The following is an 18,724-nucleotide window of genomic DNA, read 5'->3' as shown; positions in this document are numbered from 1 at the left end:
CGGTGGCCTCAGCCGGGGATCAGACCGTCGTCCGTCAGCAGGTCGCGGACCTGGTCCAGGGTGGCGTCGGAGGACGGCAGGATCAGCTCCGACGGTTCGAGCGAGTCGTCGGGCAGGGGGGTGCCCAGCTCACGGACCCGGTCGAGCAGCGCGCCGAGGGTGCGCCGGAACCCGGGGGTGTCCCCGCGCTCCAGCTCGGCGAGCAGCTCGTCGTCCAACGCGTTCAGCTCGGTGAAGTGGCTGTCCGCCAGCTTCACCTGGCCCTCCCCCATGATCCGTACGATCATGACGCCCTCCTCGGCGCGGCCCTCGGCCGGGGCCTACTGCTTGTCGAAGCGCGGGGTGTCCCGCTGCGGCTGCTGGGTCCCGGCGGCGTTCTGTCCGCCTTCGATGGCCTGCTGCGAGGACGATCCCCCGGCCAGCTCGGCCTTCATCCGCTGGAGTTCCAGCTCCACATCAGTACCACCGGAGATGCGGTCCAGCTCGGCGGCGATGTCGTCCTTGGCGGTGCCCGTGGGGTCGTCGAGGGCGCCGGAGGCCAGCAGCTCGTCGATCGCGCCCGCGCGGGCCTGGAGCTGCGCGGTCTTGTCCTCGGCGCGCTGGATCGCGAGGCCGACGTCGCCCATCTCCTCGGAGATGCCGGTGAACGCCTCGCCGATCCGGGTCTGCGCCTGGGCGGCCGTGTACGTGGCCTTGATGGTCTCCTTCTTGGTACGGAAGGCGTCGACCTTGGCCTGGAGGCGCTGCGAGGCCAGCGTCAGCTTCTCCTCCTCGCCCTGGAGCGTCCGGTGCTGGGCCTCCAGGTCGGTGACCTGCTGCTGAAGGGCGGCGCGACGGGACAGGGCCTCACGGGCGAGGTCCTCCCGGCCGAGCGCGAGGGCCTTGCGGCCCTGGTCCTCCAGCTTGCTGGACTGGCTCTGGAGCTGGTTGAGCTGAAGCTCCAGGCGCTTGCGGGACGTCGCGACGTCGGCGACCCCGCGGCGGACCTTCTGCAGCAGTTCGAGCTGCTTCTGGTACGAGTAGTCGAGGGTCTCGCGCGGGTCCTCGGCCCGGTCAAGGGCCTTGTTCGCCTTCGCGCGGAAGATCATCCCCATACGCTTCATGACACCGCTCATGGGCTTCGCGCGCCCCCTTCTGACGGACTCCGGCTCAAGCTCTGCAACAGGTCCCACAGTAAGGGGCCTGCTTCTATTACCGCACTGTTCGGCGCCGGATGCGCTCATCCCCAAGGACGACTGCGTGCGCTTCCGCTCCGGCGTAAGGAGTAGGTGGTCCCCGGGATCGGCCCGCTGCCCGCGGTCCGTACGGGCCGGTGGGCGCCCGCTCCCGGATGTCCTCTTCCGTTCCCTATGTGGGACGACCGGTGTTGCCGGATCGTTCCCCGCCCGGCCGCGGTCCATGCGCGGGCACCCCGTACCCTTGGGTTTTGTGTTCCGTAGCCGTGCCAAGACAGAGAAGGCCGCCGCCGACCAGACGCCGGTGACCGCCTCCTCCCCCCAGTCCCGTGACCCGCAGGCCCCCAAGGGCCGCCCGACGCCGAAGCGCAGCGTGGCGCAGTCGCAGCGCCGCAGCGTCGCCAATACGCCGACGACGCGCAAGGAAGCCAGCAAGCGCTCCCGCGAGGAGCGGCGTACCGCCCTTGAGCGGCAGCGCCAGGCTCTCGCCAGCGGTGACGAGCGGTATCTGCCCGCGCGCGACAAGGGCCCGGTCCGCCGGTTCGCCCGTAACTACGTCGACTCGCGTTTCCACATCGCGGAATTCTTCCTGCCGATGGCCGTGGTCATCCTCGTCCTGAGCATGGTCCGGGTCCCGGCGCTCCAGAACGTCTCGCTGCTGCTGTGGCTGTTCGTGATCGTGATGATCGTGGTGGACTCGATCGTTCTCGTGTTCCGGCTCAAGAAGGAGCTGCGGACGCGGTTCGCGGACGAGCCCAAGCGCGGCGCCGTGGCCTACGCCCTGATGCGGACCCTCCAGATGCGTCGGCTCCGGCTGCCCAAGCCCCAGGTCAAGCGCGGGGAACGGCCCTGACCACCTCCTCTTCACCCGGAGGTCTGCCGGATGTCGTCCGGCGGGAGCTGGTCGCCAGACAGCTCGACGAGCAGATAGCCGCCCGGTTCCGGGTCGGCAAGCGGCTGCGGGTGCTCGACGTGGGCACCGGCCGCGGTACGCAGGCACTGCGGCTGGCGCGGGCCGGGCACGAGGTGACCGGGCTCGAACGGGACGCCGGGCTGATCGCGGCGGCCCGCGCGTCGCTCGCCGCGGAGCCCGAGGGCATCCGGGGGCGCGTCCGGTTCATCGAGGGTGACGGCCGGGACACCGGGGTGCACTTCCTTCCCGGCGGGTTCGACGTGGTGCTCTGCCATGGGGTCCTGCCCTATGTGGCGGAGCCCGATCCGCTGGTCGCGGGGCTCGGACGGATGCTGGCCGCCGGGGGGCTGCTGTCCTTGCTCGTCCGTAACGCCGACGCGTTGGCCGTGCGGCCCGCGCTGGCCGGGGACTGGGGTGGGGCGCTCGCCGCGTTCGACTCCGCCCGCGCGCGGGACCGGCGGGGCGTGGAGGTCCGCGCGGACCGGCTGTCCGCGCTGACCGTGACGCTCGCGGGGATCGGGGCGCCGTTGCGGGCGTGGTACGGGGTGCGGGTGTTCGCGGACGCGGTGCGGGACGACGCGGTCGGCTCCGCCGGGGATCTCGCGTTGTTCCTCGATCTGGAGGACCGTGCGGGGCGTACCGACCCCTATCGGGGTGTCGGCTCCCTCCTTCACCTTTGCGGGGCGCGGGGGTAGTTCCCCCTGCGGGTCGCCTTCGCTTGCGCTTCCCAGGTCTGTCCGGCTGGACGTACTTGTCCCTGTGCGGGTCGCCTTCGCTTACCGCTTCCTAGGTCTGTCCGGCTGGCCGCACTTGTTCCTGTGCTGTCGCCCGGTGGTTGCGCAGTTCCCCGCGCCCCTGAAGGGGCGCCCACCTGGGGTTGTTTTTCGCCCTCCTCCTCGTGCAGTCGCGCTGCTGCGGGAGGGGGTGGGCGGGAATCTCTGCCCGCAGACTCCGATGCTCTTCAGTCGGGTACGGGTACGTCGTACCGAGCGCGTTGGAGCGAGGACGGAGAATCCCGACCGGCACCGACCCAAAGGACCGGCAGAACGCGCCCCAAAGGGGCGCGGGGAACTGCGCGAAACCACCGAGCGACGGCACAGGAACGAAGTACGCCCAGCCGGACGGACCTGGGAAGCGCAAGCGAAGGCGACCCGTTCGGGGGGTCATCTCAGGCCCGCCCGGACGGGCCGGGCAAGACTTCGGGCATGAACGTATCCCGAAGGGCCGGGTTCCGGGTGGTGGGTGTCGCGATAGGTGCGGCCGTCCTGGCCGGGGGGTGCTCCGGGCCGGGCGGGAAGCCCCCGGGGACCGCCCGGGCCACCCCCGTCACCGAACAGGCCGCCGCGGCCCCCCGCTCCGCGGACGACCTCCAGAGCGGCTTCGAGAAGGTGATCGCCGATGTCCTCCCGTCGGTCGTGCAGATCCGCGGCAGGAACGACCTGGGCTCCGGTGTGGTCTACGACGACCAGGGCCACATCGTCACCAACGCCCATGTGATCGGCACGGAACGCACCTTCCAGGTCACCACCGCGAACAACGAGCAGCCGCTCACCGCGAAGCTCGTCTACTCGTACCCCGAGCAGGATCTCGCGGTGGTCAAACTGGACACCGTGCCCGACGGACTGCGGGCCGCGTCGTTCGGCGACAGCACCAAGGTGCGGGTGGGACAGCTCGTGCTCGCGATGGGCTCCCCGCTGGGGCTCTCGTCCAGCGTCACCGACGGGATCGTCTCGGCCACGGGCCGCACCGTCAGCGAGAGCGCGGACGGCGGCGGCACGGGCGCGACCCTCGCGAACATGATCCAGACCTCCGCGTCGATCAACCCCGGCAACAGCGGCGGCGCCCTCGTGGACCTGGACAGCAAGGTCATCGGGATTCCCACGCTCGCCGCGACGGACCCGAACTTCGGGGACAGCGCGGCGCCGGGCATCGGGTTCGCGATCCCCGCCTCGATGGTGCGGACGGTGGCGGACCAGATCATCAGGGACGGCCGGGTCACCGACTCGGGCCGGGCGGCACTGGGGATCACCGGCCGCACGGTGGTGGATCAGGACCAGCGGCCCGCGGGCGTCGCCGTGGTGTCGGTGTCCAACGGCGGTGCGGCGGACGACGCGGGCATCAGGGCCGGCGACATCATCACCCGTCTGGGTGACCAGCGGGTCACCACGATCACCTCGCTCGCCGAGATCCTCGCCGGGGACGAGCCGGGCGACAAGATCGACGTCACGTATCAGCGGGACGGGACGGAGAACACCGCCAAGGTGACGCTCGGGGAGATCTGACGGCGGCCGTACGGACGGGCGGGTGCGGGGCACCGGCCCGTCCGGACACGCCGGTGGCTCAGGCGTCCGCCTCCGCCACCGGCTCGGCCACGGGCTCGGGCTCGGCCTCTTCCGCGTGCAGGCTCATCGGGCCGTAGATCAGGGTGCCGTCCTCGTGCAGGAACACCTGGTCGGCGCCGCCCGCGACAAGCTCCTTCCACTGCTCGCCGATCCAGCTCTCGGCGTCCCCCTGGGTGGTGAACTCCTCGGGTTCCACCGCCGGGGCGACCTCCGTACCGTCGGCCTTCTCGAACCGCCACGTCCAGTCCGCCATGCCTGCCTCCCGAAGGTCGATCACGGTCGTGCGTGCAGCGTGAAGCCTATCCGGGCGGGCGGCCGGGACACCGGCGCGGGAGGATCTTCCCGTGGAACTCACTCTGCTCGGCACCGCCGCCCCCGAGGGGCTGCCCCGCCCCGGCTGTCCCTGCGCCGTCTGCGCCCTGGCCCTCGTGGACGGGGCGCGCGCCGCGTCCGCCGCCCTGGTGGATGGGACGCTGCTGCTGGACCTCACCCCCGGCGCCGTGTTCGCCGCCGCGCGCGCCGGGCGCACCCTGGGGGGCGTACGGCAGGTGCTGTTGTCGCATCCGCACGACGGTCCGCCGGTGGAGGTGCCCGCGGGGCTGCCGCAGCCGGGCCGTGTGCCGGACGGGCGGGAACTGGCGCTGCTCACCGGGCACCGGGTGCGGGCCGTGCCGATGGACGCCCCCGGTACGGGGTACGCGGTGACCGGGCCGGACGGCGAGCGGCTGCTGTACCTGCCGCCGGGCGCGGCGCCCGCGGGACTCGGTTCGCACGACGGCCGCTACGACCTGGTGGTGGCCGATGTCCTGGGCCGCCCGGACGCGCTGGCGCGGCTGCGGGCGTCGGGGGCGGTGGGGCCGACGACGGACGTGGTCGCGGTCCACCTGGACCATGACGTGCCGCCGGGCCGGGAGCTGACGCGCAGACTGGCGGCGGCGGGCGCGCGGGCGGTCCCCGACGGGACGACGCTCACGGTCGGCGCCTACGAGGACGTACCGGACGTACCGCGCCGGACGCTGGTGCTGGGCGGGGCCCGGTCGGGGAAGTCGGTGGAGGCCGAGCGGCGGCTGGAGAGCTTCCCGGACGTGGTGTACGTGGCGACGGGCGCCGCGTACGGGGGGAACGGGCAGGACGGGGAGTGGGCGGCGCGGGTCGGTGCGCACCGGGAGCGGCGGCCGGGGTCGTGGCGGACGGAGGAGACCTGCGACCTGGTGCCGCTGCTGGCCGCTTCGGGGCCGCCGCTGCTGATCGACTGCCTGTCGCTGTGGCTCACTAACGCGATGGACGCGGTGGACGCGTGGGACGACGCGGAGTGGGCGGGGGGCGGTGAGCGGGCGCTGCGGCGGCGGGTCGGGGAGCTGACGGACGCGGTGCGGTCGACCCGGCGGACGGTTGTCGCCGTGTCCAACGAGGTGGGGTCGGGGATCGTCCCCGCCACGGCGTCGGGGCGGCGGTACCGGGATGAGCTGGGGCGGTTGAACGCGGCGTTCGCCCTGGAGTGCGAGCAGGTTCTCCTGGTGGTGGCGGGCCAGCCCCTCGTCCTGCGCGGCTGAAGTCCCCCCGGAGGGCGTCGCTTGGTCTGTCCGGCTGGGCGCACTCGTTCCTGTGCGGGTCGTTCGTGGGTGCGCAGTTCCCCGCGCCCCTGGGTACTCGGGGCTGGGCGTACTCCGTTCCTGTGCCGTCGCTCGGTGGGTTTTGCGCAGTTCCCCGCGCCCCTATCGGGGCGCCATCTGCTTGTTCTTCGGGGCGGGGCCGGTCGGGATTCTCCGTCCTCGCTCCAACGCGCTCGGTACGACGTCCCACTGGTCCTACTGAAGAGCATCGGAGTCTGCGGGCAGAGATTCCCGCCCACCCCCTCCCGCAGCCATGCGACTGCACGGGGAGGGGGGTTTGAACCCCGGCCCCAGTTGCTGACAGCCCACATTCTGACGGCACCCGCAGACTGAGAACAGCCCCAGGTGGGCGTCCCAAAGGGGCGCGGGGAACTGCGCAAAAGGCGAGGGCGACCCGCACCGCAGAAGCGACCGCAGGGGGCAGCATCCAGGGGCGCGGGGAACTGCGCACCCGACGAGCGACGGCACAGGGAACAAGCCCGCCCACCCGGACAGACCCCGGAAGCGCAAGCGAAGGCGGCCCGCGGGGAACTGCGCACCCACGGACGTACCCGTACGGGGACAAGTGCGCCCAGCGCAGGGGAGCTCGGAAGCGCGAGCGGGAGGGGGACCCGTAGGTCACCCGGGGGTGGTGTCGCGGCGGGCGATGAGGCGGTAGGCGTTGGCGCAGCGGGTGCGGGACGTGAGGGGGGACAGCGCGCGGTCCAGGGCGCGGGCCAGGGCGAGCGGGGGGCCCGCGGACCGGGACAGGGCGGTGCGGGCGAGGCGGGCCACCGGGCTGTCGGCGGCGGACGGGCGGGCGAGGAGGCGGGCCAGGGCGAGGGTGGCGGCGGCGCCGGGCCCCGCGGACCGGTGCGCGGCGCGGCGGTCGATGAGGACGACGGTGAAGCCGAGGGCGCGCAGCTCCCGGCACAGGGCGCTCTGCGGGATGAGCTGGAGGAGCCGGGGCCGGTGATAGGGGGCCCACCAGCGGCCGAGCACCGCGGCGGCGAGGCTGCGGGGTTCCGTGGCCTCGACGACGAGATGGCCGCCGGGACGCAGCACCTGGTGCGCCGCACGCAGTTCGGCACGGGGGTCGGGGACGTGTTCGAGGTGGCGGAACATGCTGAGGACGTCGTAGCGGGCGGTGAGCCGGGGGGCCAGGTCCGTGAGAGTGCCGCGATGGCCTTCGTCGATCCGGCCGTCGGCGAGGGCCTGTTCGACCTCGGGCCCGGTGTCGAGGCCGTCGAACGCCGTGTAGGGGTGGACCGTCCGGGCGGTGACGGGGAAGCGGGCGGCGCCGGTCCCGACGTCGAGCCAGCTCTCGGGTTCCCCGAAGGGGAGCAGCGCGCGGGCGGCGGCGCGGTGGCGGCGGTCACGGGCGGCGGCCGGTTCCGGTGCGTCGGCGGGGGGCGGTGACGGCCGGGCACCCGGGGCCGGGCGGGGATTGCGGAAGACGTAGGCGCAGTCGTCGCAGCGGTCGAGGACGAGGGTGCGCAGACGGGTGGAGCCGCACCAGGGGCAGTCGGTGCGGCGGACGGCGGGGGCGGCCGTCGTCCCGGGACGCGGTCCGGCGGCGGTGGGGTCGGCGGGCTCGGCGGCGCTCTGCTGCGTGGGGGGCACAAAACGGAACGTAAGGGATCAACGATGCGGGTTCAACGACGGTGCGCGGCCGGTGCGTCCCGTGCCGCCGGGCCGGGGCGCGGGGGCGTCCGCGCGCGGGGTCCGGCGGGGGCGCGGGTGCCGGGCGGACGGGCCGGGCGGTGCCGGTACTGTTCCGCGAATGAGCTCCTTCACTCTCGACGACTTCAGCGACCTGATCGAGCGCCCCGACGGCGGGCTGCGCGGCGACGCCGAGGAACGCAGGGAACGGCAGGACGTGCCGCCCGAGGCGCTGGGCCGGCTCGACGAGCTGGCCGGCTGGCTGTCGGCGGCGCAGTCGGCCGTGCCGGTGCGGACCGTCGAGCGGCCCAAGGTGGTGCTGTTCGCGGGTGATCACGGGGTGGCCGGACTGGAGGTGTCCGCGCGGCCCGCCGGGAGCGCGGACGCGCTGGTCCGGGGCGTGCTGGACGGCTCCCGCCCGGTGGCCGTCCTCGCGCGGCGGCTCGGGGTGCCCGTCCGGGTGGTGGACGTGGCCCTGGACTGCGAGCCGGACACCCTGCCCGACGAGGTGGTGCGCCACCGGGTGCGGCGCGGGTCCGGGCGGATCGACATCGAGGACGCGCTGACGGCGGACGAGGCGGAGGCCGCGTTCCGGGTCGGGATGACGGTGGCCGATCAGGAGGTCGACTCGGGCACGGACCTGATGGTGCTCGGGGATCTCAGCGTCGGGGGGACCACCGCGGCGGCGGCGCTGATCGCCGCGCTGTGCGGGACGGACGCGTCGGTGGTGACGGGCCGGGGCGGGAGGCCGATCGACGACCTGGCGTGGATGCGCAAGTGCGCGGCGGTCCGGGACTCCCTGCGGCGGGCCCGTCCGGTGCTCGGGGACCAGTTGCGGCTGCTCGCGACGGTCGGCGGCGCGGATCTCGCGGCGGTCACCGGGTTCCTGTTGCAGTGCGCGGTGCGCCGGACGCCGGTGATCCTGGACGGGGTGGTGTCCGCCGCCTGTGCCCTGGTCGGGCAGCGGGTCGCGTTCCGGGCCCCGGACTGGTGGCTGGCCGGGCACGACTCGGGGGAACCGGCGCAGGCCAAGGCGCTGGACCGGATGGCGATCGAGCCGCTGCTGACCCAGGGGGTCCGGGTCGGCGAGGGCACCGGCGCGCTGCTCGCGCTGCCGCTGGTGCAGGCGGCGGCGGCCCTCTCGGCGGAGCTGCCCGTACGGGACGAGCCGCCGGTACGGGATGACATGCCCGTACACGACTGAGCTGCCCGAATACGGCTGAGCGGGGCCTACGCGTCCGAGCGGGACGAGCCGCCGGTACGGGACGAGCCGCCCGTACTCGACTGAGCCGCCCGTACGCGACCGGGTGGGGCGGGCGGGTCGCCCACCTGGGGGCGGAACGGGTGGGCGGGTGGTCCGTACCGCCACGTTCCACCGCGATACCGGCGATACCGTACGGAACGCGGCCTATAGTCCCGTTCCATGGCTGACGACCGGTCGACGCGCGGGGGCGGTCCGAGCCGCCGCGCCGAGCGGGCCGCGCGGCTGTGCGTGGGGTATCTGCGGGCCGTCACGTTCGTGAACCTGCTGAGCGCCGGCTGGGTGTCGCTGGGCCAGGACCTGCGGCGCCACAACACCGAGGACCTGTTCACCCCGTACCTGCTGACGGCCGGGTTCGCCTCCGGGGTGTTCACCGCGTTCCTGGCGGTCACGACGCGCCGCCGCAAACGCGCCGCCTGGATCCTGAACCTGGTGCTGTGCGGGCTGTTCCTGCCGCTGTTCGCGTTCGCGCTGTGCTTCCCGGAGATCCGGGTCCACCCGCAGAACTGGGTGTCCTTCGCGCTGTCCGCCGCGTTCCTCACGGCCCTCCTGGTGGGCCGCGAGGCGTTCTACGCGAAGGGCGACCGCGCCAACCCCCGGCTCGCGGCCCTCGTCGCGGGCGGCGGGCTGCTGGCCACCAGCCTGCTCGCCGCGTTCCTGGTGACCAGTACCAACACCGACCCCGACGCGCCCCGCTCGACGTTCCCGGACCGCTGGCTCTACGGGACCCTGCGGCTGGTCTCGGTCGCCGCCGACGACGAGCGGTTCCCCGGCATCACCACCCCCCGGTGGACCGACGTCACCATCAACATCCTCAGCACCCTGCTGATCCTCGCCGTGCTGTACGCCGCCTTCCGCTCCCGGCGGGCCGTCGACCCGCTCACCGGGGACGACGAGGAACGGCTGCGGGCGCTGCTGGCGCGGCACGGCGGACGCGACTCCCTCGGGTACTTCGCGCTGCGCCGGGAGAAGAGCGTGGTGTGGTCCCCGACCGGCAAGGCCGCCGTGACGTTCCGGCTGGTCAGCGGGGTGTCCCTGGCATCCGGCGACCCGATCGGGGACCCCGAGGCATGGCCCGGCGCGATCGCGCCCTGGCTCGCGCAGGCCCGTGCGCACGGCTGGCTCCCGGCGGTGATGGGCGCGGGCGAGGAGGCCGGGACGGTGTACGCGCGGCACGGCCTCGACGCGCTGGAGCTGGGCGACGAGGCGATCGTGGAGACCGCCGACTTCACCCTCGACGGCCGCGCCATGCGGACCGTCCGCCAGGCGTACAACCGGGTGCGGCGCGCCGGGTACGAGGTCCGGGTCCGCCGGCACGCCGACATCCCCGGGGACGAGATCGCCGCCCTGGTCGCCCGCGCCGACGACTGGCGCGACGGCGCCACCGAACGCGGCTTCTCGATGGCGCTCGGCCGACTGGGCGACCCGGCGGACGGGCGGTGCGTGATGCTCGAATGCACCGACGCCGAGGGCACGTTGCGGGCACTGCTGTCGTTCGTGCCGTGGGGTCCGCGCGGGCTGTCGCTGGACCTGATGCGACGTGACCGGGACACGGAGAACGGCCTCATGGAGTTCATGGTCATCGAACTGCTCCAGCGGGCACCGGGGATGGGGATCACCCAGGTCTCGCTGAACTTCGCGATGTTCCGCTCCGTCTTCGAACGCGGCGCACGGCTCGGCGCGGGACCGGTGCTGCGGCTGTGGCGCGCGCTGCTGAGCTTCTTCTCCCGCTGGTGGCAGATCGAGTCGCTGTACCGGGCCAACGCCAAGTACCGGCCCGTCTGGGAGCCCCGCTTCCTGCTCTTCGAGAAGAGCGCGGACCTGCCCCGGATCGTCCTCGCCGCCGCCCGCGCGGAAGGCTTCCTCACCGTCCCCGGCCTCCCGGACCACCCCCGCCCACCCCGCCTCACCACCACACCACGCGAAGGCCCCCGACCGGACGCCGGCAACCCCGCGCCCCACGACCACCCCGCACCCACCCAGCAGCCACACCAGGCTGAGGGCCCCCCAAGGGGCGCGGGGAACCGCGCAAAAGACGAGGGCGGACCCGCACCCGAAGAGCGACCGCAAGAGGGCAGCATCCAGGGGCGCGGGGAACTGCGCGAGCAACCAAGGGCCACCCGCACCCGAACGGGAACCGCAAGAGGCGCGACCCCAGGGGCGCGGGGAACTGCGCACCCTCCGAGCGACGGCACGGGAACAAGCGGGTCCAGCCGGACAGACCTGGGAAGCGCAAGCGAAGGCGACCTGCGGGGAACTGCGCACCCACCGGACGACGGCACGGGAACCGCGCACCCGCACGACACCCGTACCGGAACACGTGCGCCGACCGGCGGGAACCCGGACCCGCCCGCCCCGGGCCCCTGCGGATAGCCTGCCCGGCATGACACCCGAGGACCACCGGACCCCCGGGCCGGACCGGCACGCAGGGCCCCGCTTCGCGTTCGGGACGCTCACCGCGCTGCCCGTCCGGGTGACCCGCTGGGACCGGGACGCGGCCCGTTCCGGAATGCTCTGGGCGCCCGTCACCGGACTCGTCGTCGGGGCGTGCGGCGCGGCCCTCGGCGGCGCGCTGCTGCTCGGCGGCGCGGGACCCCTGCTCGCGGCGGTCGCCACCGTGGCCACGGGCGCGGCGCTGACCCGGGGGCTGCATCTGGACGGCCTCGCGGACACCGCCGACGGCCTCGGCAGCGGCAAGCCCGCCGACGAGGCGCTGCGGATCATGAAGCGGTCGGACATCGGCCCGTTCGGGGTGATCACCCTGCTGCTGGTGCTGCTCGCACAGACCGCGGCGCTCGGCGAGCTGTACGCGCGCTCCTGGGCGCACGGCGCGCTCGCGGCGCTCGTCGCCGCGGTCACCGCGCGCCTCGCGCTGACGCTCACCGCGCGCCCCGGGGTGCCGCCCGCCCGGCCCGGCGGTCTGGGCGCGGCCGTCGCGGGGACCGTGCCACTGCCCGCCGCGGCGGCCCTGCTCGCGTCGACCGCAGCCGCATCGGCCGGTGCGGCGCTCGCCCTCGGACCGTCCGACGCCGTCCGCGCGGCCGCCGCGGTGCTCGTCGGCTGCGGCGCCGCCGAGCTGCTGCTGCGCCACTGCGTCCGGCGCTTCGGCGGGGTCACCGGCGATGTGTTCGGCGGGGTCGCGGAGACCGCGGCGACCGGCGCCCTCGTCGTGCTCACCCTGGGTGGATGAACGTTCCCCGCTCCCCGCGCGTCTTCCCTTGCGCCCGCACCGGTGGGCGGCGGCGGTGTCACGGAGCGTAGGCTTCTCCGTGGCACTCTTCCGGCCCGGTCCACCCACGGGTACGAGGCCGGTCGAGCCCACCCCCTCTCGGCCATGGAACTCCTAGGAAGCGAGATCTCACCACCGTGACTGCTCTGACTCTCAGCACCGCCGCGGCATCCGGACTGCGCGCCGACGCCATCGTCGTCGGTGTCGCCAAGGGCGCCAAGGGCCTTGTGCTCGCACCCGGCTCCGAGGCCGTGGACCAGGCGTTCGACGGCACCCTCGCCGCCGCCCTGGAGACCCTCGGGGCCTCGGGCGGCGAGGGCGAGGTGACCAAGCTCCCCTCCCCCGCCGCGCTCAAGGCGCCGCTGGTGCTGGCGGTCGGGCTCGGCCCGGTCCCGGAGGCCGACGAGGACGACAGCACCGACGTCTCCGCCGACTACACCGACGAGACGCTTCGCATCGCCGCGGGCAGTGCCGCCCGTGCGCTGGCCGGGGCGAAGAAGGCCGCGTTCGCGCTGCCGCTCGCCGACGCCGAGGCCGCCGGTGCCGTCGCGGAGGGCGCGCTGCTCGGCGCGTACGCCTTCGACGCCTACAAGGCGAACGGCCGGGGCGGCAAGAACGCCAAGAACGGCAAGGCGCCCCTCGCCGAGATCGCGATCCTCGGCGGCAAGCCGCGTGACAAGGCGTACAAGGCGGCCACCGCCCGCGCGCTCGCGGTCACCGAGGAGCTGAACCGCGCCCGCGACCTGGTCAACACCCCGCCGAACGACCTCAACCCGGAGTCGTTCGCGGCCGTGGCCACCGCCGCCGCCAAGGAACACGGCATCAAGATCCAGGTGCTGGACGAGAAGGCGCTCGCCAAGGGCGGGTACGGCGGCATCCTCGGGGTCGGCGCCGGTTCCGCCGCCGCCCCCCGGCTGGTGAAGCTCACGTACACCCACCCCGACGCGGAGAAGCACCTCGCGTACGTCGGCAAGGGCATCACGTACGACTCGGGCGGCATCTCGCTGAAGCCCGCGGGGCACAACGAGACGATGAAGTGCGACATGGCCGGTGCCGCCGCCGTGTTCGCGGCGGTCGTCGCCGCCGCGCGGCTCGGGCTCGCCGTCAACGTCACCGGCTGGCTGGCGCTCGCCGAGAACATGCCCTCGGGCTCCGCGACCCGCCCCGGCGACGTGCTGCGGATGTACTCGGGCAAGACGGTCGAGGTGCTGAACACCGACGCCGAGGGCCGTCTGGTGCTCGCGGACGTGCTCGCCAAGGCGTCCGAGGAGAAGCCGGACGCCATCGTCGACGTGGCGACCCTGACCGGCGCGATGATGGTCGCGCTCGGCAACCGCACCTTCGGTGTCCTCTCCAACGACGACGCGTTCCGTACGGCGATCCACGAGACCGCCGAGGAGTCCGGCGAGCCGGCGTGGCCGATGCCGCTGCCCGAGCACCTGCGCAAGGGCATGGACTCCCCCACCGCCGACATCGCGAACATGGGCGAGCGGATGGGCGGCGGGCTGGTCGCCGGACTGTTCCTGCGCGAGTTCGTCGGCGAGGGCATCACCTGGGCCCACCTGGACATCGCGGGCCCCGCCTACAACGACGGCGGCCCCTTCGGCTACACCCCCAAGGGCGGCACCGGCTCCGCCGTGCGCACCCTGGTGCGGCTCGCCGAGCGCACCGCCGCCGGTGACCTGGGCTGACGTCCCCCGCGCACGACCGCGGCACGAGCGCCGCGCAGGTACGGCCCCGGGCTCCCCGCCCGGGGCCGTACCGGTGTGTGAGCGATACCACCAAGGGGACCGGCGTCCCTCCACCCCCCGACTAGTGCGAAGATGGGCAGCGGCAGGACAGGGCCCCCACCACAGGGCCGTAGAAAGAGCGGCCACACCAGCCGACCGGCCGGACACCCTCCGGAAACAGGGCCCGGCACGCGGCGCAATGCATGGAGGACGTGACGTGGCGAACGACGCCAGCACCGTTTTCGACCTAGTGATCCTCGGCGGCGGTAGCGGCGGTTACGCCGCGGCCCTGCGTGGCGCCCAGCTGGGTCTGGACGTCGCTCTGATCGAGAAGAACAAGCTGGGCGGTACCTGCCTGCACAACGGCTGCATCCCGACGAAGGCCCTGCTCCACGCCGGCGAGATCGCCGACCAGGCCCGCGAGGCCGAGCAGTTCGGTGTCCGGGCGACCTTCGACGGCATCGACATCAAGGCCGTCCACAAATACAAGGACGATGTCATCGCGGGCCTCTACAAGGGCCTCCAGGGCCTGGTGGCCTCGCGCAAGGTGACGTACATCGAGGGCGAGGGCCGGCTGTCGTCGCCGACCTCGGTCGACGTGAACGGGCAGCGCGTGCAGGGCCGCCATGTGCTGCTCGCGACCGGCTCCGTGCCGAAGTCGCTGCCGGGTCTGGAGATCGACGGCAACCGCGTCATCTCCTCGGACCACGCGCTGACCCTGGACCGGGTGCCCGAGTCCGCGATCATCCTCGGCGGCGGTGTCATCGGCGTCGAGTTCGCCTCGGCGTGGAAGTCCTTCGGCACCGACGTGACCGTCGTCGAGGGCCTGAAGCACCTGGTGCCGGCCGAGGACGAGAACAGCTCCAAGCTGCTGGAGCGCGCCTTCCGCAAGCGGGGCATCAAGTTCAACCTCGGCACCTTCTTCGAGAAGGCGGAGTACACCCAGGACGGCGTCCGGGTGACCCTCGCCGACGGCAAGGTCTTCGAGGCGGAGGTGCTGCTCGTCGCCATCGGCCGCGGCCCGGTCTCCCAGGGCCTCGGGTACGAGGAGCAGGGTGTCGCGCTGGACCGCGGCTATGTCCTCGTCGACGAGTACATGCAGACCAATGTGCCCACGGTCTCGGCCGTCGGTGACCTGGTCCCGACCCTCCAGCTCGCGCACGTCGGCTTCGCGGAGGGCATCCTGGTGGCGGAGCGGCTGGCCGGTCTGAAGACCGTGCCGATCGACTACGACGGTGTGCCCCGGGTCACCTACTGCCACCCCGAGGTCGCCTCCGTGGGCATCTCCGAGGCCAAGGCCAAGGAGATCTACGGCGCGGACAAGGTCGTCGCCCTGAAGTACAACCTGGCGGGCAACGGCAAGAGCAAGATCCTGAAGACCGCGGGCGAGATCAAGCTCGTCCAGGTCAAGGACGGTGCCGTGGTCGGCGTCCATATGGTCGGCGACCGGATGGGCGAGCAGGTCGGCGAGGCCCAGTTGATCTACAACTGGGAAGCGCTGCCGGCCGAGGTCGCCCAGCTCATCCACGCCCACCCGACCCAGAACGAAGCGCTCGGCGAGGCCCACCTCGCACTGGCGGGCAAGCCCCTCCACTCCCACGACTGATTCCGGTCACCGGGCGCGACGACCACAGACTTCCGCACTTTCGTAAGGAGCAACCGAAACCATGGCGGTTTCCGTATCCCTTCCGGCGCTCGGTGAGAGCGTCACCGAGGGCACTGTCACCCGCTGGCTGAAGGCCGAGGGCGAGCGCGTCGAACTCGACGAGCCGCTGCTGGAGGTGTCGACCGACAAGGTCGACACCGAGATCCCCTCGCCCGCCGCCGGCATTCTGGCGTCCATCAAGGTCGCCGAGGACGAGACGGTGGAGGTCGGCGCAGAGCTGGCCGTCATCGACGACGGCAGCGGTGCCCCCGCCGCCGACCCGGCCCCGGCCGCCGCCGAGGCTCCCGCCCCGGCCCCCGAGCAGCCCGCCGAGCAGCCTGCCGAGACCCCGGCGCCCGTCGCCGAGGCCCCGGCCGCCGAGGCTCCCGCCGCCCCCGAGGCTCCTGCCGCCGCTCCGGCGGGCGGGGCCGCCGAGGGCACCGACGTGGTCCTTCCGGCGCTCGGTGAGAGCGTCACCGAGGGCACCGTCACCCGCTGGCTGAAGGCCGTCGGTGACTCCGTCGACGCCGACGAGCCGCTGCTGGAGGTGTCCACCGACAAGGTCGACACCGAGATCCCCTCGCCCGTCGCCGGTGTTCTCCTGGAGATCACCGTCGGTGAGGACGAGACCGCGGAGGTCGGCGCCAAGCTCGCGGTGATCGGTGCCCCGGGTGCCGCTCCCGCCGCCGCCCCGGCCCCCGAGGCCCCGGCCCCCGCCGCGGCTCCGGCCCCGGCAGCCGAGGCCCCCGCCCCGGCCGCTCCCGCCCCGGCCGCGGCTCCGGCTGCTCCGGCGCCCGCACCGGCCGCTCCGGCCCCGGCGCCCGCCGCCGCTGCCCCGGCCGCTCCGGCTCCGGCCGCTCCCGCGGCGCCGCAGGCTCCCTCCGCTCCCGCCCCCGCCGCCGCGCGGGACACGGACGAGGGCGCCTACGTCACCCCGCTGGTGCGCAAGCTCGCCGCCGAGAACGGTGTCGCGCTGTCGTCCGTCAAGGGCACCGGTGTCGGCGGCCGTATCCGCAAGCAGGACGTCATCGCCGCGGGAGAGGCCGCCAAGGCCGCCGCGGCTCCGGCGCCCGCCGCCGCTGCCGCACCGGCCGCCGCTCCGGCCGCCAAGAAGGCCCCGGCCCTTGAGGTGTCCCCGCTGCGCGGTCAGACGGTCAAGATGACCCGGATGCGCAAGCTCATCGGCGACAACATGATGAAGGCGCTGCACAGCCAGGCGCAGCTCACCTCGGTCGTCGAGGTGGACGTGACCCGGCTGATGCGGCTGCGTGCCCAGGCCAAGGACTCCTTCGCCGCCCGTGAGGGCGTCAAGCTGTCCCCGATGCCCTTCTACGTGAAGGCGGCGGCCCAGGCGCTCAAGGCGCACCCGATCGTCAACGCCCGGATCAACGAGGACGAGGGGACCATCACCTACTTCGACACGGAGAACATCGGCATCGCCGTGGACTCCGAGAAGGGGCTGATGACCCCGGTCATCAAGGGCGCGGGCGACCTCAACATCGCCGGTATCGCCAAGAAGACCGCCGAGCTGGCCGGTGCCGTGCGCACCAACAAGATCCGCCCCGACGACCTCGCGGGCGCGACCTTCACGGTGAGCAACACCGGCTCGCGCGGCGCGCTCTTCGACACGGTGATCGTGCCGCCCACCCAGGCCGCCATCCTGGGCATCGGCGCCACGGTCAAGCGTCCGGCGGTCATCGAGACCCCCGACGGCACCGTGATCGGCGTCCGGGACATGACGTACCTGTCGCTGTCGTACGACCACCGTCTGGTCGACGGCGCCGACGCCGCCCGGTACCTCAGCGCCGTCAAGGCGATCCTGGAGGCCGGCGAGTTCGAGGTCGAGCTCGGTCTGTAGCCGGTCCGGCCGCCCGTACGGGGATAGGTGTACGTTCCCCCGTACGGGTGACGGCCGGGTTGCCCGCGACACGCGGTTCGACGGTGCGGACGGCCTGTAAGGCTCACCACACCTGGGACAACGCCCCCGTTCGGATGACTTCCGGACGGGGGCGCAGCCGTATTGTCTAAAGGTCAACGCCCTTGGGGGTCCCCACGACGCCCGGCAGCAAGGAGCCCGTCATGACCGCGCCCGTCGTCCACTCGCTGCGCGAACAGATCCGCGAGCACATCGTGGAGGGGATCGTGAGCGGGCGCTGGAAGCCGGGTGAGCGGATCGTCGAGCGGCGGATCGCCACGGAGCTGGAGGTCAGCCAGACTCCCGTGCGGGAGGCGCTGCGGGAGCTGGAGTCGCTGCGGCTGATCGAGTCGGCCCCGAACAAGGGCGTCCGGGTGCGCAACCTCAGCGCGGCGGACCTGGAGGAGAGCTATCCCGTGCGGGCGGGGCTTGAGGCGATCGCCGCGGAGCTCGCGGCGGAGCGGCTCGCGGCGGACTGCTCGGCGCTGGAGCCGCATGTGGAGGCGCTGTACGCGGCGGACCGGGTCGCCGACGGGACCGGGCAGGTGCGGCATACCGTGGCGTTCCACCGGGAGATGGTGCGGGCCGCGCGGAACGCGGTGCTGCTGCATACGTGGGAGGGGCTGGGGATCGAGGTCTTCACCTCGCTCTCCATCCGGTGGCTGGGGACGGTTCAGCAGTCCTATGCCGAGGAGCACGAGGCGCTTGTCGCGGCGTTCAAGCGGCGTGATCCGGCTATCGCCGAGCTGGTCAAGGCCCACGTACTCGGCTGCGCGCCGCGGCCCGACGCAGCGGTGTAGCTCCCGCCGGCGCCTTTGTCCGGCTGGACGCGCTTGTTCCTGTGCCGTCGCTCGTCGTTCTCGCGCAGTTCCCCACGGGTCGCCTTCGCTTGCGCTTCCGAGGTCTGTCCGGGTGGGCGCACCTTTCCTGTGCGGGTCGTTCGTGGGTGCGCAGTTCCCCGCGCCCCTGGGTTTCTTGTGCTGGGCGTACTCCGTTCCTGTGCCGTCGCTCGTCGTTTTCGCGCAGTTCCCCGCGCCCCTTTGGGGCGCATCCTGTCGGTTCTTCGGGTCGGTGCCGGTCGGGATTCTCCGTCCTCGATCCGACACGCTCGGTAATACGTTCCGTGGTCCGACTGAAGAGCATCGGAGTCTGCGGGCAGAGATTCCCGCCCACCCCCTCCCGCAGCAGCGCGACTCCGCGAGGAGGGGGGTTTGAACCCCGGCCCCGGTTGCCGACAGCCCGCACCCTGACGCCACCCGC

Annotated in this window: 15 protein-coding genes; 11 read left to right on the top strand and 4 right to left on the bottom strand. The window is 73.3% G+C overall.

Annotation, left to right across the window (positions count from 1 at the left end):
- Positions 1 to 8: 8 nt before the first annotated feature.
- Positions 9 to 287 (bottom strand): PspA-associated protein PspAA, encoded by a 279-nt coding sequence (pspAA, locus tag OG711_RS28880; protein ID WP_073791291.1) that lies wholly within the window; start codon positions 285 to 287, stop codon positions 9 to 11.
- Between the two features lie 33 nt (positions 288 to 320).
- Positions 321 to 1,115, bottom strand: a complete 795-nt coding sequence (locus tag OG711_RS28875) for a PspA/IM30 family protein (protein WP_073791292.1) — start codon at positions 1,113 to 1,115, stop codon at positions 321 to 323.
- 283 nt (positions 1,116 to 1,398) lie between these two features.
- Here OG711_RS28875 and OG711_RS28870 point away from each other — a divergent pair, with 283 nt between their 5' ends.
- From OG711_RS28870 to OG711_RS28860, 3 genes are all read left to right on the top strand, one after another.
- Complete coding sequence (locus OG711_RS28870; RefSeq protein WP_073791293.1) at positions 1,399 to 2,028, top strand: DUF3043 domain-containing protein; 630 nt, start codon at positions 1,399 to 1,401, stop codon at positions 2,026 to 2,028.
- A gap of 23 nt (positions 2,029 to 2,051) precedes the next feature.
- Positions 2,052 to 2,783 (top strand): class I SAM-dependent methyltransferase, encoded by a 732-nt coding sequence (locus tag OG711_RS28865; protein ID WP_079184853.1) that lies wholly within the window; start codon positions 2,052 to 2,054, stop codon positions 2,781 to 2,783.
- Between the two features lie 510 nt (positions 2,784 to 3,293).
- The gene (locus OG711_RS28860) at positions 3,294 to 4,370 is read left to right on the top strand and encodes a S1C family serine protease (protein WP_073791294.1); all 1,077 of its coding nucleotides are present in this window, start codon (positions 3,294 to 3,296) and stop codon (positions 4,368 to 4,370) included.
- 58 nt (positions 4,371 to 4,428) lie between these two features.
- Here OG711_RS28860 and OG711_RS28855 read toward each other — a convergent pair whose 3' ends face one another.
- A complete protein-coding gene (locus OG711_RS28855) occupies positions 4,429 to 4,683 on the bottom strand; it encodes a hypothetical protein (protein WP_329561398.1) in 255 nt (84 codons plus the stop codon).
- Positions 4,684 to 4,774: 91 nt separating this feature from the next.
- On the opposite strand from OG711_RS28855, the gene OG711_RS28850 reads away from it, so the two are divergent.
- Complete coding sequence (locus tag OG711_RS28850) at positions 4,775 to 5,983, top strand: bifunctional adenosylcobinamide kinase/adenosylcobinamide-phosphate guanylyltransferase (RefSeq protein ID WP_266514420.1); 1,209 nt, start codon at positions 4,775 to 4,777, stop codon at positions 5,981 to 5,983.
- Positions 5,984 to 6,661: 678 nt separating this feature from the next.
- Here OG711_RS28850 and OG711_RS28845 read toward each other — a convergent pair.
- Entirely contained in the window at positions 6,662 to 7,645 is a 984-nt protein-coding gene (locus OG711_RS28845) for a class I SAM-dependent methyltransferase (protein WP_266514422.1), read from the bottom strand.
- 160 nt (positions 7,646 to 7,805) lie between these two features.
- Between OG711_RS28845 and cobT the strand changes: the two genes are divergently transcribed.
- The 7 genes from cobT to OG711_RS28810 all read left to right on the top strand — a co-directional run bounded on the left by cobT (position 7,806) and on the right by OG711_RS28810 (position 18,264).
- Entirely contained in the window at positions 7,806 to 8,888 is a 1,083-nt protein-coding gene (gene cobT / locus OG711_RS28840) for a nicotinate-nucleotide--dimethylbenzimidazole phosphoribosyltransferase (RefSeq protein WP_329561395.1), read from the top strand.
- 219 nt (positions 8,889 to 9,107) lie between these two features.
- Positions 9,108 to 11,318 (top strand): phosphatidylglycerol lysyltransferase domain-containing protein, encoded by a 2,211-nt coding sequence (locus tag OG711_RS28835; RefSeq protein ID WP_405674149.1) that lies wholly within the window; start codon positions 9,108 to 9,110, stop codon positions 11,316 to 11,318.
- A gap of 10 nt (positions 11,319 to 11,328) precedes the next feature.
- Positions 11,329 to 12,135: an adenosylcobinamide-GDP ribazoletransferase gene (locus tag OG711_RS28830; RefSeq protein WP_073791314.1), complete on the top strand. Its 807-nt coding sequence runs from the start codon at positions 11,329 to 11,331 to the stop codon at positions 12,133 to 12,135.
- Positions 12,136 to 12,311: 176 nt separating this feature from the next.
- Positions 12,312 to 13,865, top strand: a complete 1,554-nt coding sequence (locus tag OG711_RS28825) for a leucyl aminopeptidase (protein ID WP_073791317.1) — start codon at positions 12,312 to 12,314, stop codon at positions 13,863 to 13,865.
- 256 nt (positions 13,866 to 14,121) lie between these two features.
- On the top strand, positions 14,122 to 15,510 hold the full coding sequence (lpdA, locus tag OG711_RS28820) for a dihydrolipoyl dehydrogenase (protein ID WP_073791320.1): 1,389 nt from the start codon (positions 14,122 to 14,124) through the stop codon (positions 15,508 to 15,510).
- Positions 15,511 to 15,571: 61 nt separating this feature from the next.
- On the top strand, positions 15,572 to 17,407 hold the full coding sequence (gene sucB / locus OG711_RS28815) for a 2-oxoglutarate dehydrogenase, E2 component, dihydrolipoamide succinyltransferase (RefSeq protein ID WP_329561392.1): 1,836 nt from the start codon (positions 15,572 to 15,574) through the stop codon (positions 17,405 to 17,407).
- A 221-nt stretch (positions 17,408 to 17,628) separates the two neighbouring features.
- Positions 17,629 to 18,264 carry a GntR family transcriptional regulator gene (locus tag OG711_RS28810; protein WP_329561390.1) on the top strand — a complete coding sequence of 212 codons (636 nt, stop codon included), beginning with the start codon at positions 17,629 to 17,631 and terminating at the stop codon, positions 18,262 to 18,264.
- Positions 18,265 to 18,724: the final 460 nt, after the last annotated feature.

Origin of the sequence: Streptomyces uncialis, assembly GCF_036250755.1 — a bacterium.
GTDB classification, from domain to species: Bacteria; Actinomycetota; Actinomycetes; order Streptomycetales; family Streptomycetaceae; genus Streptomyces; species Streptomyces uncialis.
Note: the sequence above shows the minus strand (reverse complement) of the source record. Positions and strands in the feature narration are given on the sequence as shown.